Source organism: Botryobacter ruber, assembly GCF_003347595.2.
In the GTDB taxonomy this organism is placed as follows: domain Bacteria; phylum Bacteroidota; class Bacteroidia; order Cytophagales; family Hymenobacteraceae; genus Pontibacter; species Pontibacter ruber_A.
This window is the reverse complement of record NZ_QCZK02000031.1, coordinates 28,274-48,464: the sequence shown is the minus strand read 5'-3', so window position 1 is coordinate 48,464 and position 20,191 is coordinate 28,274. Positions and strand designations below refer to the sequence as shown.

The following is a 20,191-nucleotide window of genomic DNA, read 5'->3' as shown; positions in this document are numbered from 1 at the left end:
TCCTGCTATATCAAAACAAAATCCTCCGGCTGCAATAGTGCTGCAACCGGAGGATTTTAAATTTATCAAACAGCTCCACCCACGGGAGCTACAGCTCTCTTAGCTAAAAACCTGGTACGTAATAAACGCCATCACATAGGCCAGACCACTCATGTAGAGCAGCTGCGCCAGGGGCCAGGTCCAGCTTTTGGTTTCGCGGTGTACCACAGCCAGCGTACTTACGCACTGCATGGCAAACAGGTAAAAGATCAGGAGCGAGAACGCACGGGCGGGGGTAAAGAAAGGATCGCCGTTCGCATCCTTTTCGCTCATGAGTTTATTTTTGATGGTGCTTACGTTCTCTTCTTCGCCAATGCTGTAGATCGTAGACATGGTACCGACAAATACTTCACGGGCTGCAAACGAGGTAAGCAGGGCAATACCAATCTTCCAGTCGTAGCCCAGCGGACGGATTACCGGTTCAATCACATACCCGACCACACCTGCATACGACGACTCCAACTGGTGCGAGGCCACCAGGTTCTCGGTCTGCACCTCGTTTAAACCTGCAATACGTGCCTCTTTCAGCGCCTGCTGTTCGGCTACTTCGAAACTGTCGCCGGGACCGTAAGAAGCCAGCACCCACAGCACAATCGAAACGGCCACAATCACTTTTCCCGCCTCAAACACAAACGTTTTCGACTTTTCAAAAATGGTCAGGCCCACGTTTTTCCAGCGCGGCATTTTGTACACCGGGAACTCCATAATAAAATAGCTCCGCTCCCGGGCTTTCAGGATGGTCTTAAGCAGCAGTGCCGATAAAATGGCCGCCAGAAAGCCGATCAGGTACAGCCCCATCAGCACGAGGCCCTGCAGGTTCAGGAAACCGAAGTAATATTTCTCCGGCACTACCAGCGCTATCAGCACCGTGTATACCGGAATCCGGGCCGAACAGCTCATGAGCGGCGTCACGAAAATGGTGATCATCCGGTCTTTCCAGTTCTCGATGGTGCGGGCCGACATAATGGCCGGCACGGCACAGGCAACACCCGAGATAAGCGGCACCACACTTTTCCCGTTCAGACCAAACTTACGCATGATTTTGTCCATCATAAATGTAACGCGGGCCATATAACCGGTTTCTTCCAGTATGGCAATAAAGGCAAAGAGCAAGGCAATCTGGGGGATAAAAATCAGTACGCCACCCAAACCGGCAATTACGCCTTCGGTGAGCAGGTTTACAAGCGGACCGCTAAAGTTTTCCTGGATCAGCGCATTTAAACCGGCCACGCCCTCGTCAATCAGATCCATGGGGTAACTGGCCCAGGCAAAGATGGCCTGGAACATCAGGAACAACACACTGAAGAAGATCAGGTAACCAAACACCTTATGCGTGAGCACCTGGTCCAGTTTGTTGCTGAATTTCTCGTCTGCATCTACTTTCTCCACCCGCACGACATCCAGCAGCATCTCGTTGATGCGGGTGTAGCGGGCGATGGTTTCGTTTGCCTGCAGGGTATTGGAATTGAAAGCCGCATCCTCCAGCAACTGCTCCATCCAGGCACTATCCTCTGTCGGCAAAAATTTCAGGCTCTTGTACTGATGGGCGTAATGCAGCGCCAGGTAATCGTTCTGCAGCTCAAACCGTTCTTTGATCTGCAGTATAACAGGCCGAAGCTCTGGCGGAATTTCAAAAAAAGCACTATCAGCAGCCGTAAGTTGCTGTGAAATAACAATTTTCAAGGCAGCAACCCCTATTCCGGTACGTGCGTTCATCGGGATAACAGGCACCCCTAACGCATGCTGCAGTGCTTCCAGGTCAATTTTTACGCCATCCGCTTCTGCTACATCCACCATATTCAGGGCAAGTACTGCCGGAATGTGCAGGTCTGCCAGCTGTGTAAAGAGCAACAGGTTACGCTTCAGGTTAGAAGCATCGGCCGTAACAATAACAAGATCGGGAAGATGTTTGGATTTGGGATCGTACAGCAGGTCGATGATCACGCGCTCGTCCAGCGACTTGGGGTATAGGCTATAGGTACCCGGCAAATCGATAATCTGCGCCTTCTGATGCGGCGCAATCTGACTGATCCCTGTTTTTTTATCGACTGTAACACCCGGGAAGTTACCAACCTTCTGGTTCAGGCCGGTAAGCTGGTTAAATAAGGAAGTCTTACCGGAATTAGGATTCCCGACAAGGGCAATGGTGGCAACGGCGGATTTTAGGACCTCCTTCTTAACCGGTTGCGCTTTCGCCTGGATAGTTACAGCCATACGTGTGTTTATCTCTTCAGCAAGATGGTTTCTGCTTCGTCGAGGCGCAACGAGAGCGTGTAACCATTTACAATAATGGTAATTGGATCGCCGAGTGGAGCCTTGCTGTTCAACTTCACCCGGGTGCCTGGTATGCAACCCATCTCCAGCAGTTTTAGTGCCATTTCCGGGTCCAGCAGCGAAGCAATTTCACCAGACTCGCCAATCTTCAGATCACGGACGGTTCGTTGTGGCCCCTGCTGTTCTGTCCTGTTTTGCACCTCTTCCTGTTTTTATTTAGACTCTTTATAAACAAATGCAAGATACAAGGCGTTCAGCTTTAAAGCAAAAGTTGAGGTTTTTTTGTTGGAAAGCAGCAGCACAAGAAATGGTGGCAGGAGCAGAAAAGTTTACTCCGAATAAAAAATCCGTTTCACCCGGGTACTGACATTAGTGAGCAACTCGTAGGGGATGGTACCTATCTTTTGCGCCAGTTCCACCAGCGTCAGCTGCGGGCCGTACACAACTACCTCGTCTCCGGCTTTCACGTCCAGGCCTGTTACATCGATCATACACATGTCCATGCATACATTGCCGATAACCGGCATTCGTTTGCCGTTGATGCTGACTTCACCTTGTCCGTTGCTGAAGCGGCGGTCATAGCCATCGGCGTAGCCAATAGCGATGGTGGCAATGGTTTTGTCCGAGTCGGCTATGCCTTTGCGGCTGTAGCCTACTGTTTCGCCTTTGGCAATCTGCTTTACCTGCGATACGGTGGTTTTGAGAATACTTACCGGGCGCAGCGCCTCCTGTTCTGCCCCAGTGGCCTCTACGCCATACAAACCAATACCAAGCCGCACCATGTCCAGCTGGTGCTCCGGGAAGCGCACGATGCCTGCCGAATTCAGGATATGCTTGAGCACCGGATATCCCAGGCGCGCCTCTATTTCTGCCGAAAGCTCCCGGAAGGTAGCTATCTGTAGCTGGGAGAAGTCGTTGTGGAGCGCTTCGTCGGCACCGGCCAGGTGGCTGAAGGTACTCACCACCCGCACCTGTGGGTTCTTCTGCAGCAACTCAAACACTACATCGAAATCTGACGCGGTAAAGCCCAGGCGGTGCATGCCCGTGTCGAGTTTCAGGTGGATCTTGTCCAGGATGCCGGGATCTGACGAGGCAATGAACGACTCCAGCAGCTCTACCGAATATATCTCCGGCTCCAGGCTGTACTGCCGGAGCTTTGCAAAACTGTCCGGTGACGGGTTCATCACCATAATGGGCAAGGTAATGCCATGTTCCCGCAGGCTCACCCCTTCGTCGGTATAAGCCACGGCCAGGTAGTCTACCTGGTGGAACTGCAGCAGGTTGGCCACCTCAAAGCTTCCGCTGCCATAGGCAAAGGCTTTCACCATGACCATAAGCTTGGTTTCGGAGGCCAGTTTGGAGCGGTAGAAGTTAAGGTTATGCACCAGTGCATCCAGGTTTACTTCCAGCACCGTACCGTGTACCTTCTGCTGAAAGGCATGCACGATCTTCTCGAAACCGAACACGCGGGCGCCTTTTATCAGGATAACTTCGTTCCGGAAACTACCCGCCTCAAACTGCTCCAGGAACTCGGCGGTACTGCTATAGCAGGTGCAACGTCCATTGAAAAGCGCGGCATGTTTCTGTATCGTTTTTCCTACCCCAATCACACGGTCCACGCCTTTGGCCTCAATAAGTGCCGCTACCTGCCGGTACAAGTCCTGCTCCTGCATACCAGATTCGAGTAAATCGGAAAGGATAAGCGTGTGCCCGCTGCGGGGTGGCTGGCTGGCAAGTAAGTCCAGGGCAATGGCAAGGCCGGCCAGGTCGTTGTTATAGGTATCGTCGATGAGGTAGCAGCCGTTGATGGCTTCTTTCATCTCGAGGCGCATGGCTACCGGTTGCAGCCTGTCCAGCCGGTCCTGAATTTCGGCGAGCGGGAAGTTACGGTACAGCAAAACAGCGAGGCAATGCAGTGCATTTTCCAGCGATGCCTCGTCGGTAAACGGGATCGCCAGCCGCTGCTTTTTGCCCTTGTACGTATACACCACAATGGTTCGGTGGCCGGCAGTCGTGATGCCGGAAACAACCAGGTCTGCCGCTTTGCCGCTCCTGGACCAGGAGAAAGCCTTCAGTTGTGTGGCCTCTATTGCCTCGTGCAGCAGTTCGTAATCTGCACAATAAAACAACAGGTCAGTACCTTTGAAAAGCTCCAGCTTTTCCTGCACTTTCTGCTGACGGGAAGAAAAGCCTTCGTCGTGGGCGTTGCCGATGTTGGTAAAGATGCCCATGGTAGGCTGAATAACCTGCTGCAGCTTTTCCATTTCGCCGGGCTGCGAAATACCGGCTTCAAAAATGGCCAGCGTATGGTTACTGTTCAGCTGCCACACCGACAAGGGCACCCCCACCTGCGAATTAAAACTGCGCGGGCTCTTCACGACCAGTTCATCGGGACTCAGCAGCTGGGCCAGCCACTCCTTCACAATCGTTTTGCCGTTGCTGCCTGTTATGCCAATCACCGGAATCGTAAACTGCTGTCGGTGCCAGGCTGCTACCGCCTGCAACGCGGCTAAACTGCGCTGCACCTGCAGGATGTTTGCTTCAGGATACTGTTGCGCCAGCTCTTCCGTTTGTTGCACATCTACAATAAACTGCCGCACGCCCTGTGCATATAGCTGCGCCAGGTACTTATGTCCGTCGTTGTACTTACCCGGAATGGCAAAGAAAAGCGTTCCTGCCGGTTGCGACAATTTGCGGCTGTCGGTGAGCAGGTGCACGACGGGCCAGTCCTGCACAAATTGTACTAAACGCCCCTGGGTAATGGAAACAAGCTGCTGAAATGAAAGCATCGTTTAAAGATAATCTGGCACCAAATATACTAAACCACCCGCGCTTTTACCCGCTCTACTTTTCCCGGAACCAAAGGAGCCCCACATTGTTCTGGAGGTGAGGCATCAGGAATGCTGGTGCTGCTCAGTTTAAAATACTTTACGGAGCGGCAACTTTCCTAGTGTTACAACACGTACTTTTGTATTCTTTTCCTGAATTAAATGTCTGCAACGAATATAAAATCTTATTACGCAGCAGGGTTTGCTGCCTTTATTATCTGGGGCTTCATTCCTTTCCCGCTCAAAGCCCTGGCCGATTACCCGAGTGGCCAGATCCTGTACTACCGCATTGCCTTGTCTGTAGTCCTGCTGCTCGTTATCTCATTGCTGTTCCGCAGGCAGGAGCTACAGGCAACACTACGGCAGGTGCAGAAAGCAGGCCAACACGAAAAGCGGGTTTTTGTTGGTTACACTGTACTGGGAACAGCCTTACTGACAGCCAACTGGCTGGGCTTTATTTATGTAGTTAACCGCATCAGCATACAAACAGGCTCTTTTGCTTACATGCTCTGCCCCATCCTCACGGCCATGCTGGGCTTTCTGTTACTGAGGGAAAAACTGCGTAAAAACCAGTGGATTGCCATCGGGCTCTGTGTCATCAGCTGTATCCTGATTGGTACGGGTGAGTTAAGAAGCTTGTTGTTCAGCCTGGGCATAGCCCTGAGCTACGCCTTTTACCTGATCACGCAGCGCATCCTGAAATCGTACGACAAACTAGTACTGCTCACCATACAGCTGGTGCTGTCTTTTGCCTTTATCGCCCCTTTTTACAGCTACTTCAACAGCAATGCTACTGCCCCGCTGGGGGTTTACTTTTTTGGCTGGGTTGCCCTTTTAAGCGCCGTTTTCACGGTGCTCCCGCTCTTCCTGAACCTGTTTGCCCTGAAAGAGCTTACCTCGGGCACTGTCGGCATCATGATGTATATAAACCCGGTATTTAACTTTATGGTGGCGTTTGTTTACTTTAACGAACACACCACACCAGCTAAAGTTACAGCTTACATTATCATCTTTGTTTCGGTGGTGATCTATAACCTAAACCTGAAAGGAAGGCGGAAAGACGGCGACGGGCTGGTAATGCCGGCAGTGGGCACTACAACTGTCGCAGACAAAACATAAAAAGAGGCTGCCCAAAAAGGGGCAGCCTTCTTCAATATTCGTATAAATACAAACTCCTTATTGCCCGGCTCCGTCGATACGGCGGTTGGGGGGAGTCCGGATGATAGGCCGCTGATTCGGATTTTTCTCCAGCTGCTTCTGCTTGTCGAGTTCAATGTACGCCCGGGCCGCAGAATCCTGGTTCGGAGCCATCGGTCCGAAACGGTTGGCCTGCTCTGCTGTTTTTGAAGTTTTCCCGATTGGCGCCGGACGCGGGTTGTTGAGGTTAGCGGCGGACGGGCTCTTGGCAACAATGGCTTCCGATGTACTGGTATCATCCGTCGGATTGCTCGCCGGCCGGTCATAATTGCAGCCAAAGCCAATTACCGCTACAATGGCTACCGCTACGCCCCTTTTAAGTAAACTATATATCGTTCTCATGGTCTGTTCTCTTAGTGATAAAATTTCTTACACTTTTTAACGGTTATATAATTATTTGGTTGTAAAGCAGCTGCAGGCGTAGTAAAGTTTGGGAGTTAGAGAGTTTGGGAGTTTGGGAGTTTGGGAGTTAGAGAGTTTAGGAGTTAGAAAGGTAGAAAGGTCGAATTTGTAGCATTAGCATCCTGTGCATTCCATTTGGAAGCATCGTAGGTTAGAAAGGTAGAAAGGTCGAATTTGTAGGGGTTGAAGATTTTCAACCTTTTCACGAACTACAGACAAACCTAATCCTGTCAATCCACAAATCTGATTAATCCCGGTTCAGACAAAAAACTTTCTTTCTGCACCTGCCTCCATAGCCACTGCTCTTTTGTATGAATCAGGATTTACAGAATTTTAGAATTTTCAGAAATTTCTGTCTGAACCGGGATTAAGCAGATTAAAGGATTAACCGGATTAGTTCTTTTTATTTTCCGTGCAGGAGACGCGAACATCGCGTCTCTACAGCCATACTCCCAACCTCTCTACCTTTCCGTTACAGGCTTGAAAGTTTTCACCCCCTACATGTTCTACCTTTCTACCTCCCAAACTCTCTATCTCTCTAACTCCCAAACTCTCAAACTCCTAAAACCCAAACCCAAACCGGATGCCGGTGCGGGACTTCTGCCCTTGCTGGAATGCGCTGAAGAAATCGACGCGCAGGAATTTGAAGATGTGCTCCACCCCCAGCCCCAGCTCGAGGTAATTCATCGATTCGCGGGTGTTCAGGTAGTTGAGCGTGACTACCTCCTGCCACTTCAGGCGGCGGAACAGCGGCACTTTGTTGAACAGGAAACCATTGAAGTGGTGCTCAAAATGCCCTTCGATGTAGCTGTTCTGGGTACTGTAGCGGTAGTAATCCAGCAACTGAAACCCTTGGTAGCTGCCGGCATAAATAACGCGGCTGCCGAAAAAGTGCTTGAAATCCATCAGCGTCATGTAGCCTTTGCCCCAAAAGGTGCCGCCGGTTAAACTGTATTCGCTGGTTCCGAAAAGGCCGAAGCTTTGCCGGTCGCTTATCTGGGCGATACCCAAATTATACTGCACATCACTACCCAGCACACCCTTTACAGCTCCCCGGTAAGCCACTGTAAAAGTGGGCCAGCGGGAAGGAAGATTGATCTTGCGGTCGGGCAGGCTGATGTATTTCTGGCCCGGACGCCAGCTCAGGGCAGCATACAGCGTCAGAGCCTGGTGCTCCGAGAAAGCCGCGTCCGGCAGCTCCTCGTTTACCGGCACATTTGGCGTAAACGCCCGCTCGTCCAGGTCCCGCAGCTTAAAACTGGTGGTATTCCGGAGCGGCATCCGGTGACTGAAATCCACGTACGAGTTCAACCGCAGGCTCTGCACGACATCCATGGCGTAGTTTATCCGGACAAAATCGCGCTGGTACAGCTTCAGGTGGTTGCGTTCGTACAGCAGCGTAGATGCGGTATTGGCAAAGGGGGCTATCGGGTTCAGGTTGTTGATGTCTTCTACATAACGCCCTCCTTCCACGGAAGCAGAACTGTTGCTGAACCTGTCGTAGTTGTAGCCCAGCTTTAGTTTTGCATTTAATTTCCGGTTCGAAAAGCCATACCGCACGGCAGGTTCTATTTCGTAGCGGCGCTTGTCTTCCAGGGTGCGCCTGTAGTTTACGCGCACATCGGTTACCCATCCCTCCACCGTGTTAAACTGCAAAATTCCGTTGCCGCCCGTCAGCCCGACGATGGGGTTTACATTGATGCGATAGTCTTTGTAGGTGTTGTAATAGGTATAGCCCCTGATAAAGAAGCTGCTGAAACCGGGAACATTCCGGATGCGGTCCAGCGAATCTTTATATTCGCGCGACTCTTTTATCACTTCCAGGCTGTCTTTTTTCTGGTAGTCGCGGGTTTCCTCTTCGGTCAGGGGCAGCGGACGTATTTCGGCCCAGTAAGCGGAGTCGCGTTTGTTGGCGTCTTCTTCAATTTTCAGGATTTCCTTGCTGAAGAGACCTTCTTCATGAATAGGCTGCTGTCGCTCCGGGTCTGCCTTCTCCGGCTCAACAACAACCGGTTTCTGCCTGCGGGTGCGCCGGGGCGCTTCTGCGGTTGCCGTTTCTTCTGCCGGTTCCGGCTCCGGTTCTTCCAGTACGGGCGGCCTGGTGTAGGCGGGTTGCACTTTGTACCTGGAGTACACGCCCGTTACATGGCCGCGCCCTTTAAAGCCCAACCCCGAGGCCTCGAAGTTAAACTTCTGCGTTACAGGCATCCATACGTCTTTCTGCACCGGCGCATATACCTGCTGCACCCGGATAAAATCCACAAAGTCGATGCCGGCATTTTTGGTGAGTTTCAGGTCGGTGCTGTGGATGCGCCACGAGCCATCGACGATGTAAATGAAGCCCGAAAATACCGGGTCGTTCCGCCGCCGAGGGATTACCTTGATTTTGTAGATGGTGCGCCCGCTCTCCTGGAAAGAACCGTGGTATTCAAACTTGTAAAAAAAGAGCGCATTGCTGGCCAGCGGCGATACAAAGCCCCGCTCGCTCAGCCCTTCCACCTTCAGCAGGTTATCGTAGAAGCTGATGTTCATTTCCGAGGCCTGGTTAAAGCTGAAGCCTTTCTTCTGGCCGCTCACCCTGCTGGAGATCATGCGCTCGTTTATCTTATTCGGCTTTTTAAAGTGCAGCTCCGACACCGACTCCGACAGGTACACAATGCCGGTATCTACATCCACTATCTTCACACCCAATATCTTGGACGGCACTTTCTCCATGCGGCCCAGGCTTTTCATGTACACACGGGCGCTCCAGGCATTGACTTCGTTCTGGTGGTACTTGCGCAGCTTAATTGCATTGCGCATAATGGCATAGGCAGGGTCCTCGTCCGAAGGCCGCACCACCACTTCCTCCAGGTGCAACACTTCCGGCTCCAGGCTTACGTTCAGCTGCTGCGCCTGATCTGCAATGGTTACCCGCTGCACATTGGCTTTGTAGCCTACATATTTAAACTCGATGGTATAGGTTCCAGGACTGAGCTGCAGCTTGTAGTAACCCGATTCGTTTGTGCTGCTGCCACTGGCAGTCTCCACAATATAAATGCTCGCATACGGCAGCCCCTGCCCCTTCTCGTCGGTAACACGGCCACTTAACACAGCAGCCTCCGCGAGCGCAGGGATAAACAGGATCAGGAAAAGCAGCCAGAGCAAACGCATGGTATATTTATAAATTAAGTTCTTCGCCAAAACCAGTCAGGCCCTCACATCAAATATAGGAAAGGATGTGAATATAGTGCTACCTCTATTCTGATGTTCCTCTTATGCTTGTTGATGCTCCCGGACCTGATACGCGATGTCCGGGCAGGTTCCTTTTGTGCCCGCACGGCACGTTACCTTACGTTCAGAGGCGCTGGTGTGTTGAGCAGACAGGCCTGAACCCCCGAAAAGGTTTTCTGCACCTGCCACCATTCCTTCACCAGATGGTAAAAACAACCTCAGGGGCAGGGATTATAACAGGATAACGGCTGTACTTTACCGCTGGTATATCTGCCTTTGCCGTACTTATGGCAGAAAGAGGCAACTCATAGCTGCTGCAACTTGTTTATATTTGAAAGAACAAAGCCCGGAAACAGTGTTTGAAAACAAGAAGAAAAACAAGAGCTACACTCCTAAAGAGGCAATGGTAAAAGCTGCAGCCTATTGCGCTTACCAGGAGCGCACGCAGCAGGAAGTGCGCGACAAACTCTACAGCTACGGCCTCACCCCCGACGAAGTGGAGGAGCTGATTGTTCGATTGAGCCAGGAAAAATTCATCGACGAGGAACGCTATGCCCAGGCCTACGTGCGCGGCAAGTACGGACTCAAGAAGTGGGGCCGCCGCAAAATCATGCAGGGCCTCAAAGCCAAAGGCATCTCCGACTACTGCATCAAACAAGGTCTGAAGGAGATCGACCCGGAAGTATACGAACAGAACCTGCTGCAGCTCCTCGAAAAGAAAAACGCCACCGAAAAGGAAAAGAACCCGTTCGCCCGCCGCCAGAAAATTACCTATTTCCTGCTAAGCAAAGGGTATGAGAACGATCTGGTGAATGATGCCGTGAAGGGAGATTAGTAGTTAGAAAGCTCTTTGCTCCTGCCACCATTGCCTCTGCTGCTTGCCTGAACCGTTGATGGTAGGATGAAGTGATGTATGTGATTTTATGTTTGTCTTTTTGTCTGAATTCGGATTCGTCAGATTATTGGATTTTCAGGATTGGATTTGTCTGAACAAGATTGAGATGATTTAAGGAATAACAGGTTTGGTTGGATTTGTAAGTGGTTCGTGCAGGAGACGTGAGCATCGCGTCTCTACAGCCTTACTCTTAACCTCTCTACCTTTCCGTTACAGGACTGAAAGTTTTCAACCCCTACAAAATCGCTACCTTTCTACCTCTCTACTTCTCTAACTCCTAAACTTTATAACTCTCTAACTTTCAACTATCTCCTCGGTGGCATCTCCGGGTTCTGGATGGTGCGTTGCGGGGCCAGGATTACTTTGCGGCCTGTTACCTCCTCCAGGATGGGTTTGAGCACTTTCTCGGCATTTACTTTTGTCTGTTGCAGAATACCGGACTTCAGGGCCGCCTGCTCTACATTTTTTTCGGCATAGCGGTAGCTTTCCTGCACCAGGTCCGCATCCTGAAAGTAAGTGTTTTCTTTTGAGAAGACCCTTGACTTGGCATGGTCGATTTTGTAGTAGCAGATTTCCGGCTCCGGCAGGCTTACCAGCACCAGCGAATCGCCCTGAAACTGGATGTCTTCCTGCCGTATTTTGGTAAAGTCGACACATCCTACGGCCTCTCCGGCCACAATCAGCACAATTTTGGAGTTGGGAATAAACTGCGACACCTCCTTCTCGTATTCCACCACATCTTTAAAATTATAGCGCACCAGCTCCATCTTGCCAAGTTCTTCGGTGGTAGTCAGGATGGTGTGGTGATTTACAATTACCTCGGGGGCTTCTTTCTCTCTTGTGCCAAAAAAGGAGAAATCGGAAAAGCTGCGCCAGACAAACACAACCAAGCCGATAATTAACAGCCAGGGAAGCAGTTTTATGAAAAAGCGAATCAGGGGCATAAGCAGAATCTTGTTTTCTGGTAAAACACAAGCAAGTATTATGCTACAAAACCAGCTATACGTTAATCCCCAGCCGTTCGCTGAAACCGGCATTCCCCTGCAGCCCGCCCGTATGAACTGCCACAATACGGCTGCCGGCGGGGAAGTAGCCTTGCTGTATCAGGTCGAAGAGGCCGTACATCAGTTTGCCCGTGTACACAGGGTCGAGCGGGATGTGGTGCTGCTCCCGGAACTCCTGCATAAACGTCAGTAGCTCCGGCTTTACTTTCGCATACCCGCCGAAGTGGTAATCGGTTACCAGTTGCCAGTTGGTGTAACTCTGACCGTTATAGTCCTTTATAAGTTGCGCAATTTCTTCTTCCAGAAAAGCCCCTCCTTTCAGGGCCGGAAATCCGAGCACCTGCTTTTCGCCTGCCAGACCTGCAATAATACCAGCCAACGTACCGCCGGTTCCGCTGGCACAGCAGATGTAGTCATAATCGATGCTGATATCCGACACAATTTCGGTACAGCCTTTCACCGCCAGTGCATTGGTGCCCCCTTCGGGCAGGATGTAGGGCTGCTGAAACTGTTGTGCGAGCTGCAGCACAGTTTCCGGTTCGTTTTTAAGGCGGTACTGCTCCCGCGTCATGTAATGCAGCTCCATCCCCTGCTCCCTGGCAAAGCGGAGCGTCGGGTTCAGCGGCAGGTGCTCTTCGCCCCGGATCATGCCGATGGTTTTAAAACCGAACTCAGCACCGGCTGCTGCTGTGGCTGCAATATGGTTGGAATAGGCCCCGCCAAACGTGAGCAGCGTTTCTTTTTGCTGTCGCTTCGCCTCCAGCAGGTTGTACTTCAGTTTGCGCCATTTATTGCCGGAGATAGCCGGGTGCAGCAGGTCCTCGCGCTTTACCCAGACCTGTACCTGGTGCTGGTCGAGCAAGGGGCTGTGCAGTTGCTGGAGAGGGGCTTGCATGGGAATTTATTTATTCCGCGAACACCAGGCGTTTTACAAGGACTTTCTCTTGGAATTGAATGTGCAGGAAGTAAACTCCGCCTGGCAGACTGGAAGTAATCAACTGTACCCCTGCCTGCGCCTCTGCTGCTGTTACTTCCCTGGAAAGCACCTGCCGGCCCGTGGCATCGTGCAGCACCAGCTTAACAGCTCCCACCAAAGCCTCTGCACCTGAAAAGACCAGCTGCACATCGCCCTGACTTGGATTAGGATACACCAGCACCTCCGTTCCTGCCTGCAGTTCTCTGCCTGCACTCAAGGAGGTTCCTTCATCTCCAAATAATCTTGCTATGCGCCTTCTTGAAGTTTGCTTATATGTGGTAAACCATCCTCCTGCCACTATTTTGCCGTCAGGCTGCAGGACGATTGAATTAACAACACCATTAAACCCTTCTCCCGGGTTGAAAGAGGTATCCAGGTAGCCATCGGCGTTTAAGCGGGCTATTTTGAGGCGCCATTCACCATTGGCGCCAAAAAAATTTCCCGCCATTACTATTTTTCCGTCTGACTGCAGGACAATAGACCGAACCTCATCATTGGTGCTCGGTTCAAAAGAATAATCGAGCGTGCCGTTGGCATTGAGGCGGGCTATATTTTCGCGCCCAATATCGTTATAGCTGCGAAAATATCCTCCAACTACTATTTTGCCGTCTGGTTGTACCGCGACAGACTGAACTTTACCATTAAAACCTGTTCCGGGGTTAAAAGAACTATCCAGCGTGCCGTCGGTGTTGAGTCGAACAATTGATCTTCGCCTTATACCGTTATAGTAGCCATACGCTCCCCCTGCCACAATTTTGCCATCCGGTTGCAGAGCGAAAGATATAACATCACCGTCAAAACCGTACAAGTGCTTAAAAGAGGCATCAAGGGAGCCGTTAGAATTCAGACGGGCAATGCGGTTTCGCATTACACCATCATATTCAGAGAAACTTCCGCCTACCACTATTTTACCATCTGGCTGCAGCATGATAGCAAGAACATTACCATTAAAACCAGTCCCGGAGCTAAAGGAGGCGTCGGAGGTACCGTCGGCATTGAGTCGGGCAATTTTGCTTAGCCCTATACCATCAAAAGAATTAGACGATCCCCCCACCACTAGTTTGCCGTCTGGCTGTACCACAATAGTCGAAACAGGACTATTAAAACCTGTCCCGGCATTAAAGGCATCATCGAGTGTGCCATCGGCGTTGAGGCGGGCAAGATAGCTGCGCACTTTACCGTTGTAGGAAGTAAAGCCTCCTCCCACGACTATTTTGCCGTCTGGCTGCAGGGCCATTGAAGAAACATATCCGTCAAATCCGCCTCCGAAGTTGAAGGCATCATCGAGCGTGCCGTCTGCCTGGAGACGGACTATTTTGTTGCGCCATATACCTTTGTAGGAACGAAAATTTCCCCCTACCACTATTTTACCGTCTGCTTGCACGGCGACAGATTGAGCCATTTCATCAAAACCAATTCCGACGTTAAAGGACTCGTCAAGTGAACCATCGGCATTGAGACGGGCTATCTCGTTACGCTCTGTATCATTATAGGAAGAAAACCTTCCCACTGCCACTATCTTGCCATCAGGCTGCAAGGCAATACCATGAACGAAATTCGGCGAACTATTGCTGGTAAAACCTGTTCCGGGTTCAAAGGAGGTATCGAGTGTGCCATCAGTGTTGAGGCGAGCAATTCTGTTTTGTACTGTCTCATTAAAGGAGCCAAATGCTCCCCCCACCACTAGTTTGCCGTCTGGCTGCACGGCAATAGTCCAAACATATTCATTAAAACCAGTTCCGGGATCAAAGGAATCATCGAGTGTGCCGTCGGCGTTGAGGCGGGCAATTCTGTTTCGTCCTGTATTATTATAATGTGTAAAGGATCCTCCCACCACTATTTTGCCATCAGGCTGTAGGGCAACCGACATAGTCCGGACATACCAGGAGACTACCTCTGTTTTGAAGCCTGTTCCCGAATTGAAGGAGGTATCAATCGTACCATCATCATTGAGGCGTGCTATCCCGTTTCGACTGGTTCCGTTATAAGAGCTAAAAACTCCCCCCACCACAATTTTACCGTCTGGCTGCACGGCAATAGACTGAACATCGGCAGAGGTACCGTCCTGCATTATGAAGCCTGTCCCGGTATCAAAAGAAGCATCTAAGGTACCATCAGCATTAAAGCGGGCAATTTTATTAAGAGCTGTACCTCCATAGGTGCTAAACATTCCCCCTACCAGTATTTTGCCGTCTGACTGCAGGGCGACAGACTTAACTTCACCATTAAAACCATACCAGTCGTTAAAAGAGGCATCAAGGGAGCCGTCGGTGTTGAGGCGGGCAATCCTGTTTCGTCCTATATTGTTATAAGAAGTAAAAGATCCCCCCACAACTATTTTACCGTCAGGCTGCAGGGCGATAGCGGTTACTGCGATATTGGTTAAATTGCTGTCAAACCCTTCCCCAGCACCAACTACGGCATCTGCCGTGTTAAAGCTTGCATCGTTAGTCCCAGGCAAAGTCTGAGCCTGGGCAGCAGAAAATGCGCTTGCTACCACCAGAACAACAGCTATATAGCTAAGCAAAGTATTATAAATTTTCAAAATCAAAGCGATTTCATTTGTTTCACCAATTTGTCAGATTTTCAGCTTGTCCCAAATCCCTTTTTCTTTCAGGCCGTTTATTATTTCAGCTACCGAAGCTTCGGTATTTTCTCTTGCCAGTTCTGTTCCTGGTTCTTTAATTCGAGCTACGCCATCGCTCAGGAGAATAGGAGATGCCTCGCAGGTTGCTATCGTAAACTTTATGTTTCTTGGCTCTTGTGTCTGTGCTTTAAGGAAATAAAGCGGTAAAGCAGTTGAATCGACTTCCCTTTCCCAGTTATACTCATAACTCACAGACAGAGGATCGATGTGGAATGTCATTTCATTCCTGTTGACGCTATATTTTCCTTTATTTACTATTTGACTTCCTTCGCAATAAGAACTTAAGACAAACGTATCAGCAGAAAGAAAAAGCAAATCTGAAAGGCAACAATCACATCCGCGCTCGACCCGGCAAATTTCTCCGCGGGTAGCATTACTCATAACAAATGATTTCTCCTCAAAATCATCGGTGCTATAAATGCCTGTTGTTATGGCTGCATCTATCGCAGGAGTGGCAGTATCTGCTGCTACAATTTCCGGAGCCGCCGGTATATTTTCGAAAGGAGTTTCCGGGGTAGTTGGCTCCTTCGTCTCTGAACAAGACAGCAGTAACAGCATCAGGGCAAATACATGCAGCTTTTTCATTGGATAAATTAAAATGAAACCCATTCTCATTTTACTTACAAGTCAGGAATCTACGCCACCACCTCCCGCTCAACCGGCTTCTTCTTCACCCCATAGTAAATAGCGCCTGCCAACACCAGCAGCAGCACTACCGACGACACCAGCGACACCGTGTTGCCTATCGCATACGCCTGTGGTGCAAACCGGAACTCAATGGTGTGTTTTCCGGCAGGCACAGGCAGGGCTCGCAAAATGTAGTTGGCCCGGATGTGGTCTACCGCCTGACCGTCGATATACGCCTGCCAGCCATCTGCATAGTAAACTTCTGAGAATACGGCGAATGCCTGCTGTGGAGTAGTGGCTTCGTACTTCAGGTAGTCTGGCTGGTACTCTGTCAGCTTTATCGCTGCACCCTCACTCGAAAAGTTCTTGGCAGGCACGTCAAACTTCGACACATCCACCACTGCGGTTGTAGCTGCATCTAAACCATCCAGCGCTTCAATTTCTTCATCGGGATTGTTTACGGTTTTTATAGTTTCTACAAACCAGGCATTGCCCAACGCGCCCGGTAACCGCTGCACGGGTTGCTGCTCGTTACCCGTGATGACATAGCGGGTATTCAGCATGCGGAGCACCTCCAGGTTGTTCTGCGAGATATGCCGTTCAATTACGTCCTGGTAACGGCGCAGCTTGGCGCCATGGTAACCACCAACGGATTTGTGAAAGTAAGAAGTACGGGCATCGTTAAAGGCATTGGGCAGGTACAGCACGCGGTAGTGCGGGTCTTTGTCCTGCAGAATCATCTGGTCGGCCTGAGTTGGCTGGAAGTAGTTTTCGATGGCGCGGCGCTGGAAATCGTCATCGTTCAGGTAGCGCTTGTCTACCGCCCATAAATCCACGAGTATCAGCACACCAACTCCTGCTATCGCCAGTGTGGCAGAAAGTTTGTTTTTGAGGTAGAAGTAAAGCAAAGCAGCTGCCAGCAGGATAAACACCAGCGAACGGAAGGCATCGGAACGCATCAGGCTTTCGCGGTCGGAGCGGATGGCATCTATCGGGAACTGCGCCTGTATCAGTTGCTGGTCGGCACTCCCCTCGAAGCCTGCCATACCTGCCAGCAGCCACACCAGCGCACAGATACCGGCTGTAATACCAGCGGCATACAGCAGCTGCTTATCCAGGTCCTTCACCACACCTTTGTCGCGGAAGAGGCGGTAGAGTGCCAGCATGCCCAGCAGCGGTATCGTGATCTGGGCTATCACCAACGCCGACGATACTGCCCGGAACTTGTTGTAAGCCGGGAAGTAATCGAACATGAAGTAGTTGAACGTCTCAAAATTCTTGCCCCAGGCCAGCACAATAGAAAGCACCGTAGCTGCCAGCAACCAGTAACGGGTGCGTTTGTTCACGATGAGCAGCCCCAGCACAAACAGGAAACAGACAATAGCGCCTACATACACCGGACCGCTGGTCATAGGCTGTGCGCCCCAGTACATGGGCAGCCCCTGCTGCACGATCTGGTCTGCCTGCCCCGGCGGCACGCCCATCCGGATAAAGGCTTCGTAGGTATCAGAGTCCTGGTCGAGCGAAGCGGTGCTGCTGCCGCCGTAAAAGTCAGGGATAAGCAGGGTCATGGTTTCGCTCACGCCGTAGCTCCAGTTAAAAGCATATTCCCGGTCAAGACCGCTGGAAGTGCCTTCGCCGCTGTTCGGAGCCGACAACTCTGATTTGCCCCGGATGCTGTGCTGGCTGTACTCGGCAGTAGTATAGAGCCTGCCAAAGTTCACACCCACTGCCAGCACTGCCGCTACACCTAATACCAGCCCCCGCTTGATCAGGTCCGCGATCGTTCCGTTGCTTATGGCATAAATCACCTCCACTACGATAAACACCAGCACCATCAGTAGCATGTAATAGGTCATCTGGAGGTGGTTGAAGTGCAGGTTCAGGGTAAGGCCCAGCGCAAAAATGGCGGCCCCGATCCACAGGTTGCGGCGCAGCGCATAAAGCAGCCCGGCCAACACCAGCGGAATGTAGGCAATGGTAAGCGACTTGGTGTTGTGCCCCGCTTCCAGGATGATGAGGTTATACGAGGTAAAGGCAAAGGCAATGGCGCCCACTACCGACAGCCACACATTCAGCCCGAGCATGACCATGAGGATGTAGGCACAAAGCAAGGTAATGAAGAGGTTGGCTGCCATAGCCGGCATATCAAAGGTCAGCACCTTATGGATATAACCCGAGAGGTCGCCGGTATAGTGGGTATTGATCAGGTAAGATGGCATGCCTCCGAACATAGAGTTTGTCCAGAGCGTTTCTTCGCCGGTGGCGGCCCGGAAATCCTGTATTTCCTTGGAACCTCCCTTCGACATCATGATGTCGTGCTGGGCTATCGCTTTGCCTTCGAACAGGATGGGCGAAAAGTAAGCCGCTGTTAAAACTAAAAAGATGAGTACCGCGATGGCATGAGGCAGCACATCGCGTTTAAAATTCACAGAAGTTGTCATATCAATCTAAAAACCCTCGGAATAGAGGTAGAAAGATAGGACTTTTATTTTATTTCTTCATAATCTACGTACTCGCCTCCGTCAAAACCCTTTTTATCGGGCTGCTCCGGAATGTAATCGATGCGCACGTTGCCATCTGCCTTCGCCCTGCCATTGCGTGGCTCCTGCTGGCTGCGCTGCTGTTGTGTGTTGCCGTAAAAGAAGGTGCCGTTGCGGATGCTTTTCTTCACAAAGGCCTGCAGCAACCAACGTAAAAGGAAAGGGGCTACTAACCTGATAAAGAAAATGATAAGTATGGTTACAAATATGAATTTGATCATGAGTTTAAATTAATACAGAGCCTCACGAAACTGAAGCCGGCTATTTTTATAGGGTAATATGCAATTCTCTTGCCAAACGATGTGGCCTGCCTATTTGGCTGCAACCTCGTTTCTTTTTACAAAGATAAGGCTATAGTTAATAAAGTGCCTAATCAAACGTATAGTTCCATTGCCCGGCACAACACGCCACAAAAGCAACAGGCCCTCACCTGTCGCAGATGAGAGCCTGTGCCTGAAGCTGTTCTGAAGCTGAAAATTATCGCCCGCCTCTGCCTTTGCCAAAAGTCGCCTGCAGGCCCAGCGATGGAATAAAGGTCATGCCCGAGAAACTATGCTCCCGCCCTTCCAGGAATTTATAGGTACCATAATCCTGGTAATAGATGCTCAGGGCCGGCAGCAGGTAAATAAATTTAAACCCGAATTTGGCATTCATAAAAAGTCCGAACGATGGAAAGTTATTCTTTGCTGCCAGCGACGGAACTTCCACATCGCTGTTGTCTTCTACTTTTTTAAACAAGCCGGAAGGAGCAAAGCCGTATTCAAGAAACGTGTGGTTGTACACAGCCCCAAAAGCAAAGTGGCCGTTTTCTTCTTCCACCCCAATCGATTTACTGAAGATAAGCGGAATGGTAAAGTCTCTGCGTTTGGCTGTAAACTGCAGCAGCGGCTGCAGCTTGGTCAGGTACAGCTTGTCCAGGATGTCAGAGCTCTGCCCGGCATACTGCAAACCAAAGCTGCCATACCAGCCATCTGTTCCCGGACTTTCCGGTGTGCCCGTCGAGCCCATAAACTGGTACATGGCGTCCAGCACATGCACTCCCGCTGCATATTTATACCCAACGTCTACGCGTGGCACCAAACCATAGCGCAGGTAAAAATCGAAGTTCGGACCAACCGGGTCCAGGGCGTAGGCTACCATGGCTTTAGTAGCCACATCTATCTGCTCATCATAATACACATCGCCCTTGTTACTGATGGCATCCACTACAGCTTCTTTTATATCGCCAAGCTGGCTGATAGGTTCGGTGGCAATGTTGCCGCCAAAGTTAACGCCAGCCTTAAATGTGCCTGCCGGTGTTACTTTACCTGAATTAATAACGGACCTGGGAGCTGTACAGCCGGCAGCCAAAGCCAGTAATACCAGCACCCACCACTGGTTTGCAGACGCAAAAATTGAACGCATAGAGTTATCCTCAAAAGTTTAAAAATTTCAGAAATAAAAGGAATGGTACTGAATCAGGAAAAACGGTTCTTGTTTAAGAGCACGATTCCTCCTGAGCTTCCACTGCGGTAAAGATACGACTGGCAGGAAGTAAAAAAGCAAC

General features: G+C 50.7%; 14 protein-coding genes. 2 read left to right on the top strand and 12 right to left on the bottom strand.

Going from position 1 to position 20,191, the window contains the following annotated elements; all coding sequences use genetic code 11:
• Positions 1–99: 99 nt before the first annotated feature.
• The 3 genes from feoB to DCW36_RS08985 form a co-directional block, all read right to left on the bottom strand.
• On the bottom strand, positions 100–2,253 hold the full coding sequence (feoB, locus tag DCW36_RS08995) for a ferrous iron transport protein B (protein WP_114782206.1): 2,154 nt from the start codon (positions 2,251–2,253) through the stop codon (positions 100–102).
• 8 nt (positions 2,254–2,261) lie between these two features.
• Positions 2,262–2,513 carry a FeoA family protein gene (locus DCW36_RS08990; RefSeq protein ID WP_114782205.1) on the bottom strand — a complete coding sequence of 84 codons (252 nt, stop codon included), beginning with the start codon at positions 2,511–2,513 and terminating at the stop codon, positions 2,262–2,264.
• A 129-nt stretch (positions 2,514–2,642) separates the two neighbouring features.
• Positions 2,643–5,102 carry a bifunctional UDP-N-acetylmuramoyl-tripeptide:D-alanyl-D-alanine ligase/alanine racemase gene (locus tag DCW36_RS08985; RefSeq protein WP_114782204.1) on the bottom strand — a complete coding sequence of 820 codons (2,460 nt, stop codon included), beginning with the start codon at positions 5,100–5,102 and terminating at the stop codon, positions 2,643–2,645.
• 201 nt (positions 5,103–5,303) lie between these two features.
• Here DCW36_RS08985 and DCW36_RS08980 point away from each other — a divergent pair, with 201 nt between their 5' ends.
• Complete coding sequence (locus DCW36_RS08980) at positions 5,304–6,260, top strand: EamA family transporter (protein WP_114782203.1); 957 nt, start codon at positions 5,304–5,306, stop codon at positions 6,258–6,260.
• Positions 6,261–6,317: 57 nt separating this feature from the next.
• Here the strand turns inward: DCW36_RS08980 and DCW36_RS08975 are convergent, their stop codons facing one another.
• Together DCW36_RS08975 and DCW36_RS08970 are read right to left on the bottom strand one after the other, a co-directional pair.
• Positions 6,318–6,680 carry a hypothetical protein gene (locus DCW36_RS08975; protein ID WP_114782202.1) on the bottom strand — a complete coding sequence of 121 codons (363 nt, stop codon included), beginning with the start codon at positions 6,678–6,680 and terminating at the stop codon, positions 6,318–6,320.
• A gap of 621 nt (positions 6,681–7,301) precedes the next feature.
• Positions 7,302–9,893 carry a DUF5686 and carboxypeptidase regulatory-like domain-containing protein gene (locus DCW36_RS08970; RefSeq protein WP_114782264.1) on the bottom strand — a complete coding sequence of 864 codons (2,592 nt, stop codon included), beginning with the start codon at positions 9,891–9,893 and terminating at the stop codon, positions 7,302–7,304.
• Between the two features lie 463 nt (positions 9,894–10,356).
• On the opposite strand from DCW36_RS08970, the gene DCW36_RS08965 reads away from it, so the two are divergent.
• Positions 10,357–10,788, top strand: a complete 432-nt coding sequence (locus DCW36_RS08965; RefSeq protein WP_114782263.1) for a regulatory protein RecX — start codon at positions 10,357–10,359, stop codon at positions 10,786–10,788.
• Between the two features lie 365 nt (positions 10,789–11,153).
• Here DCW36_RS08965 and DCW36_RS08960 read toward each other — a convergent pair whose 3' ends face one another.
• The 7 genes from DCW36_RS08960 to DCW36_RS08930 all read right to left on the bottom strand — a co-directional run bounded on the left by DCW36_RS08960 (position 11,154) and on the right by DCW36_RS08930 (position 20,049).
• Positions 11,154–11,792, bottom strand: coding sequence for a DUF4230 domain-containing protein (locus DCW36_RS08960; protein ID WP_114782201.1), 639 nt, complete (start codon positions 11,790–11,792; stop codon positions 11,154–11,156).
• Between the two features lie 55 nt (positions 11,793–11,847).
• Complete coding sequence (locus tag DCW36_RS08955; RefSeq protein ID WP_114782200.1) at positions 11,848–12,747, bottom strand: 1-aminocyclopropane-1-carboxylate deaminase/D-cysteine desulfhydrase; 900 nt, start codon at positions 12,745–12,747, stop codon at positions 11,848–11,850.
• 10 nt (positions 12,748–12,757) lie between these two features.
• Positions 12,758–15,355 carry a T9SS type A sorting domain-containing protein gene (locus DCW36_RS08950; RefSeq protein ID WP_128396964.1) on the bottom strand — a complete coding sequence of 866 codons (2,598 nt, stop codon included), beginning with the start codon at positions 15,353–15,355 and terminating at the stop codon, positions 12,758–12,760.
• Between the two features lie 51 nt (positions 15,356–15,406).
• Complete coding sequence (locus DCW36_RS08945) at positions 15,407–16,060, bottom strand: hypothetical protein (protein WP_128396963.1); 654 nt, start codon at positions 16,058–16,060, stop codon at positions 15,407–15,409.
• A 50-nt stretch (positions 16,061–16,110) separates the two neighbouring features.
• Entirely contained in the window at positions 16,111–18,534 is a 2,424-nt protein-coding gene (locus DCW36_RS08940) for a YfhO family protein (RefSeq protein WP_240676105.1), read from the bottom strand.
• Between the two features lie 56 nt (positions 18,535–18,590).
• Entirely contained in the window at positions 18,591–18,866 is a 276-nt protein-coding gene (locus tag DCW36_RS08935) for a DUF4834 family protein (protein WP_114782196.1), read from the bottom strand.
• A 256-nt stretch (positions 18,867–19,122) separates the two neighbouring features.
• On the bottom strand, positions 19,123–20,049 hold the full coding sequence (locus tag DCW36_RS08930) for a hypothetical protein (RefSeq protein WP_125185383.1): 927 nt from the start codon (positions 20,047–20,049) through the stop codon (positions 19,123–19,125).
• Between the last annotated feature and the right edge of the window lie 142 nt (positions 20,050–20,191).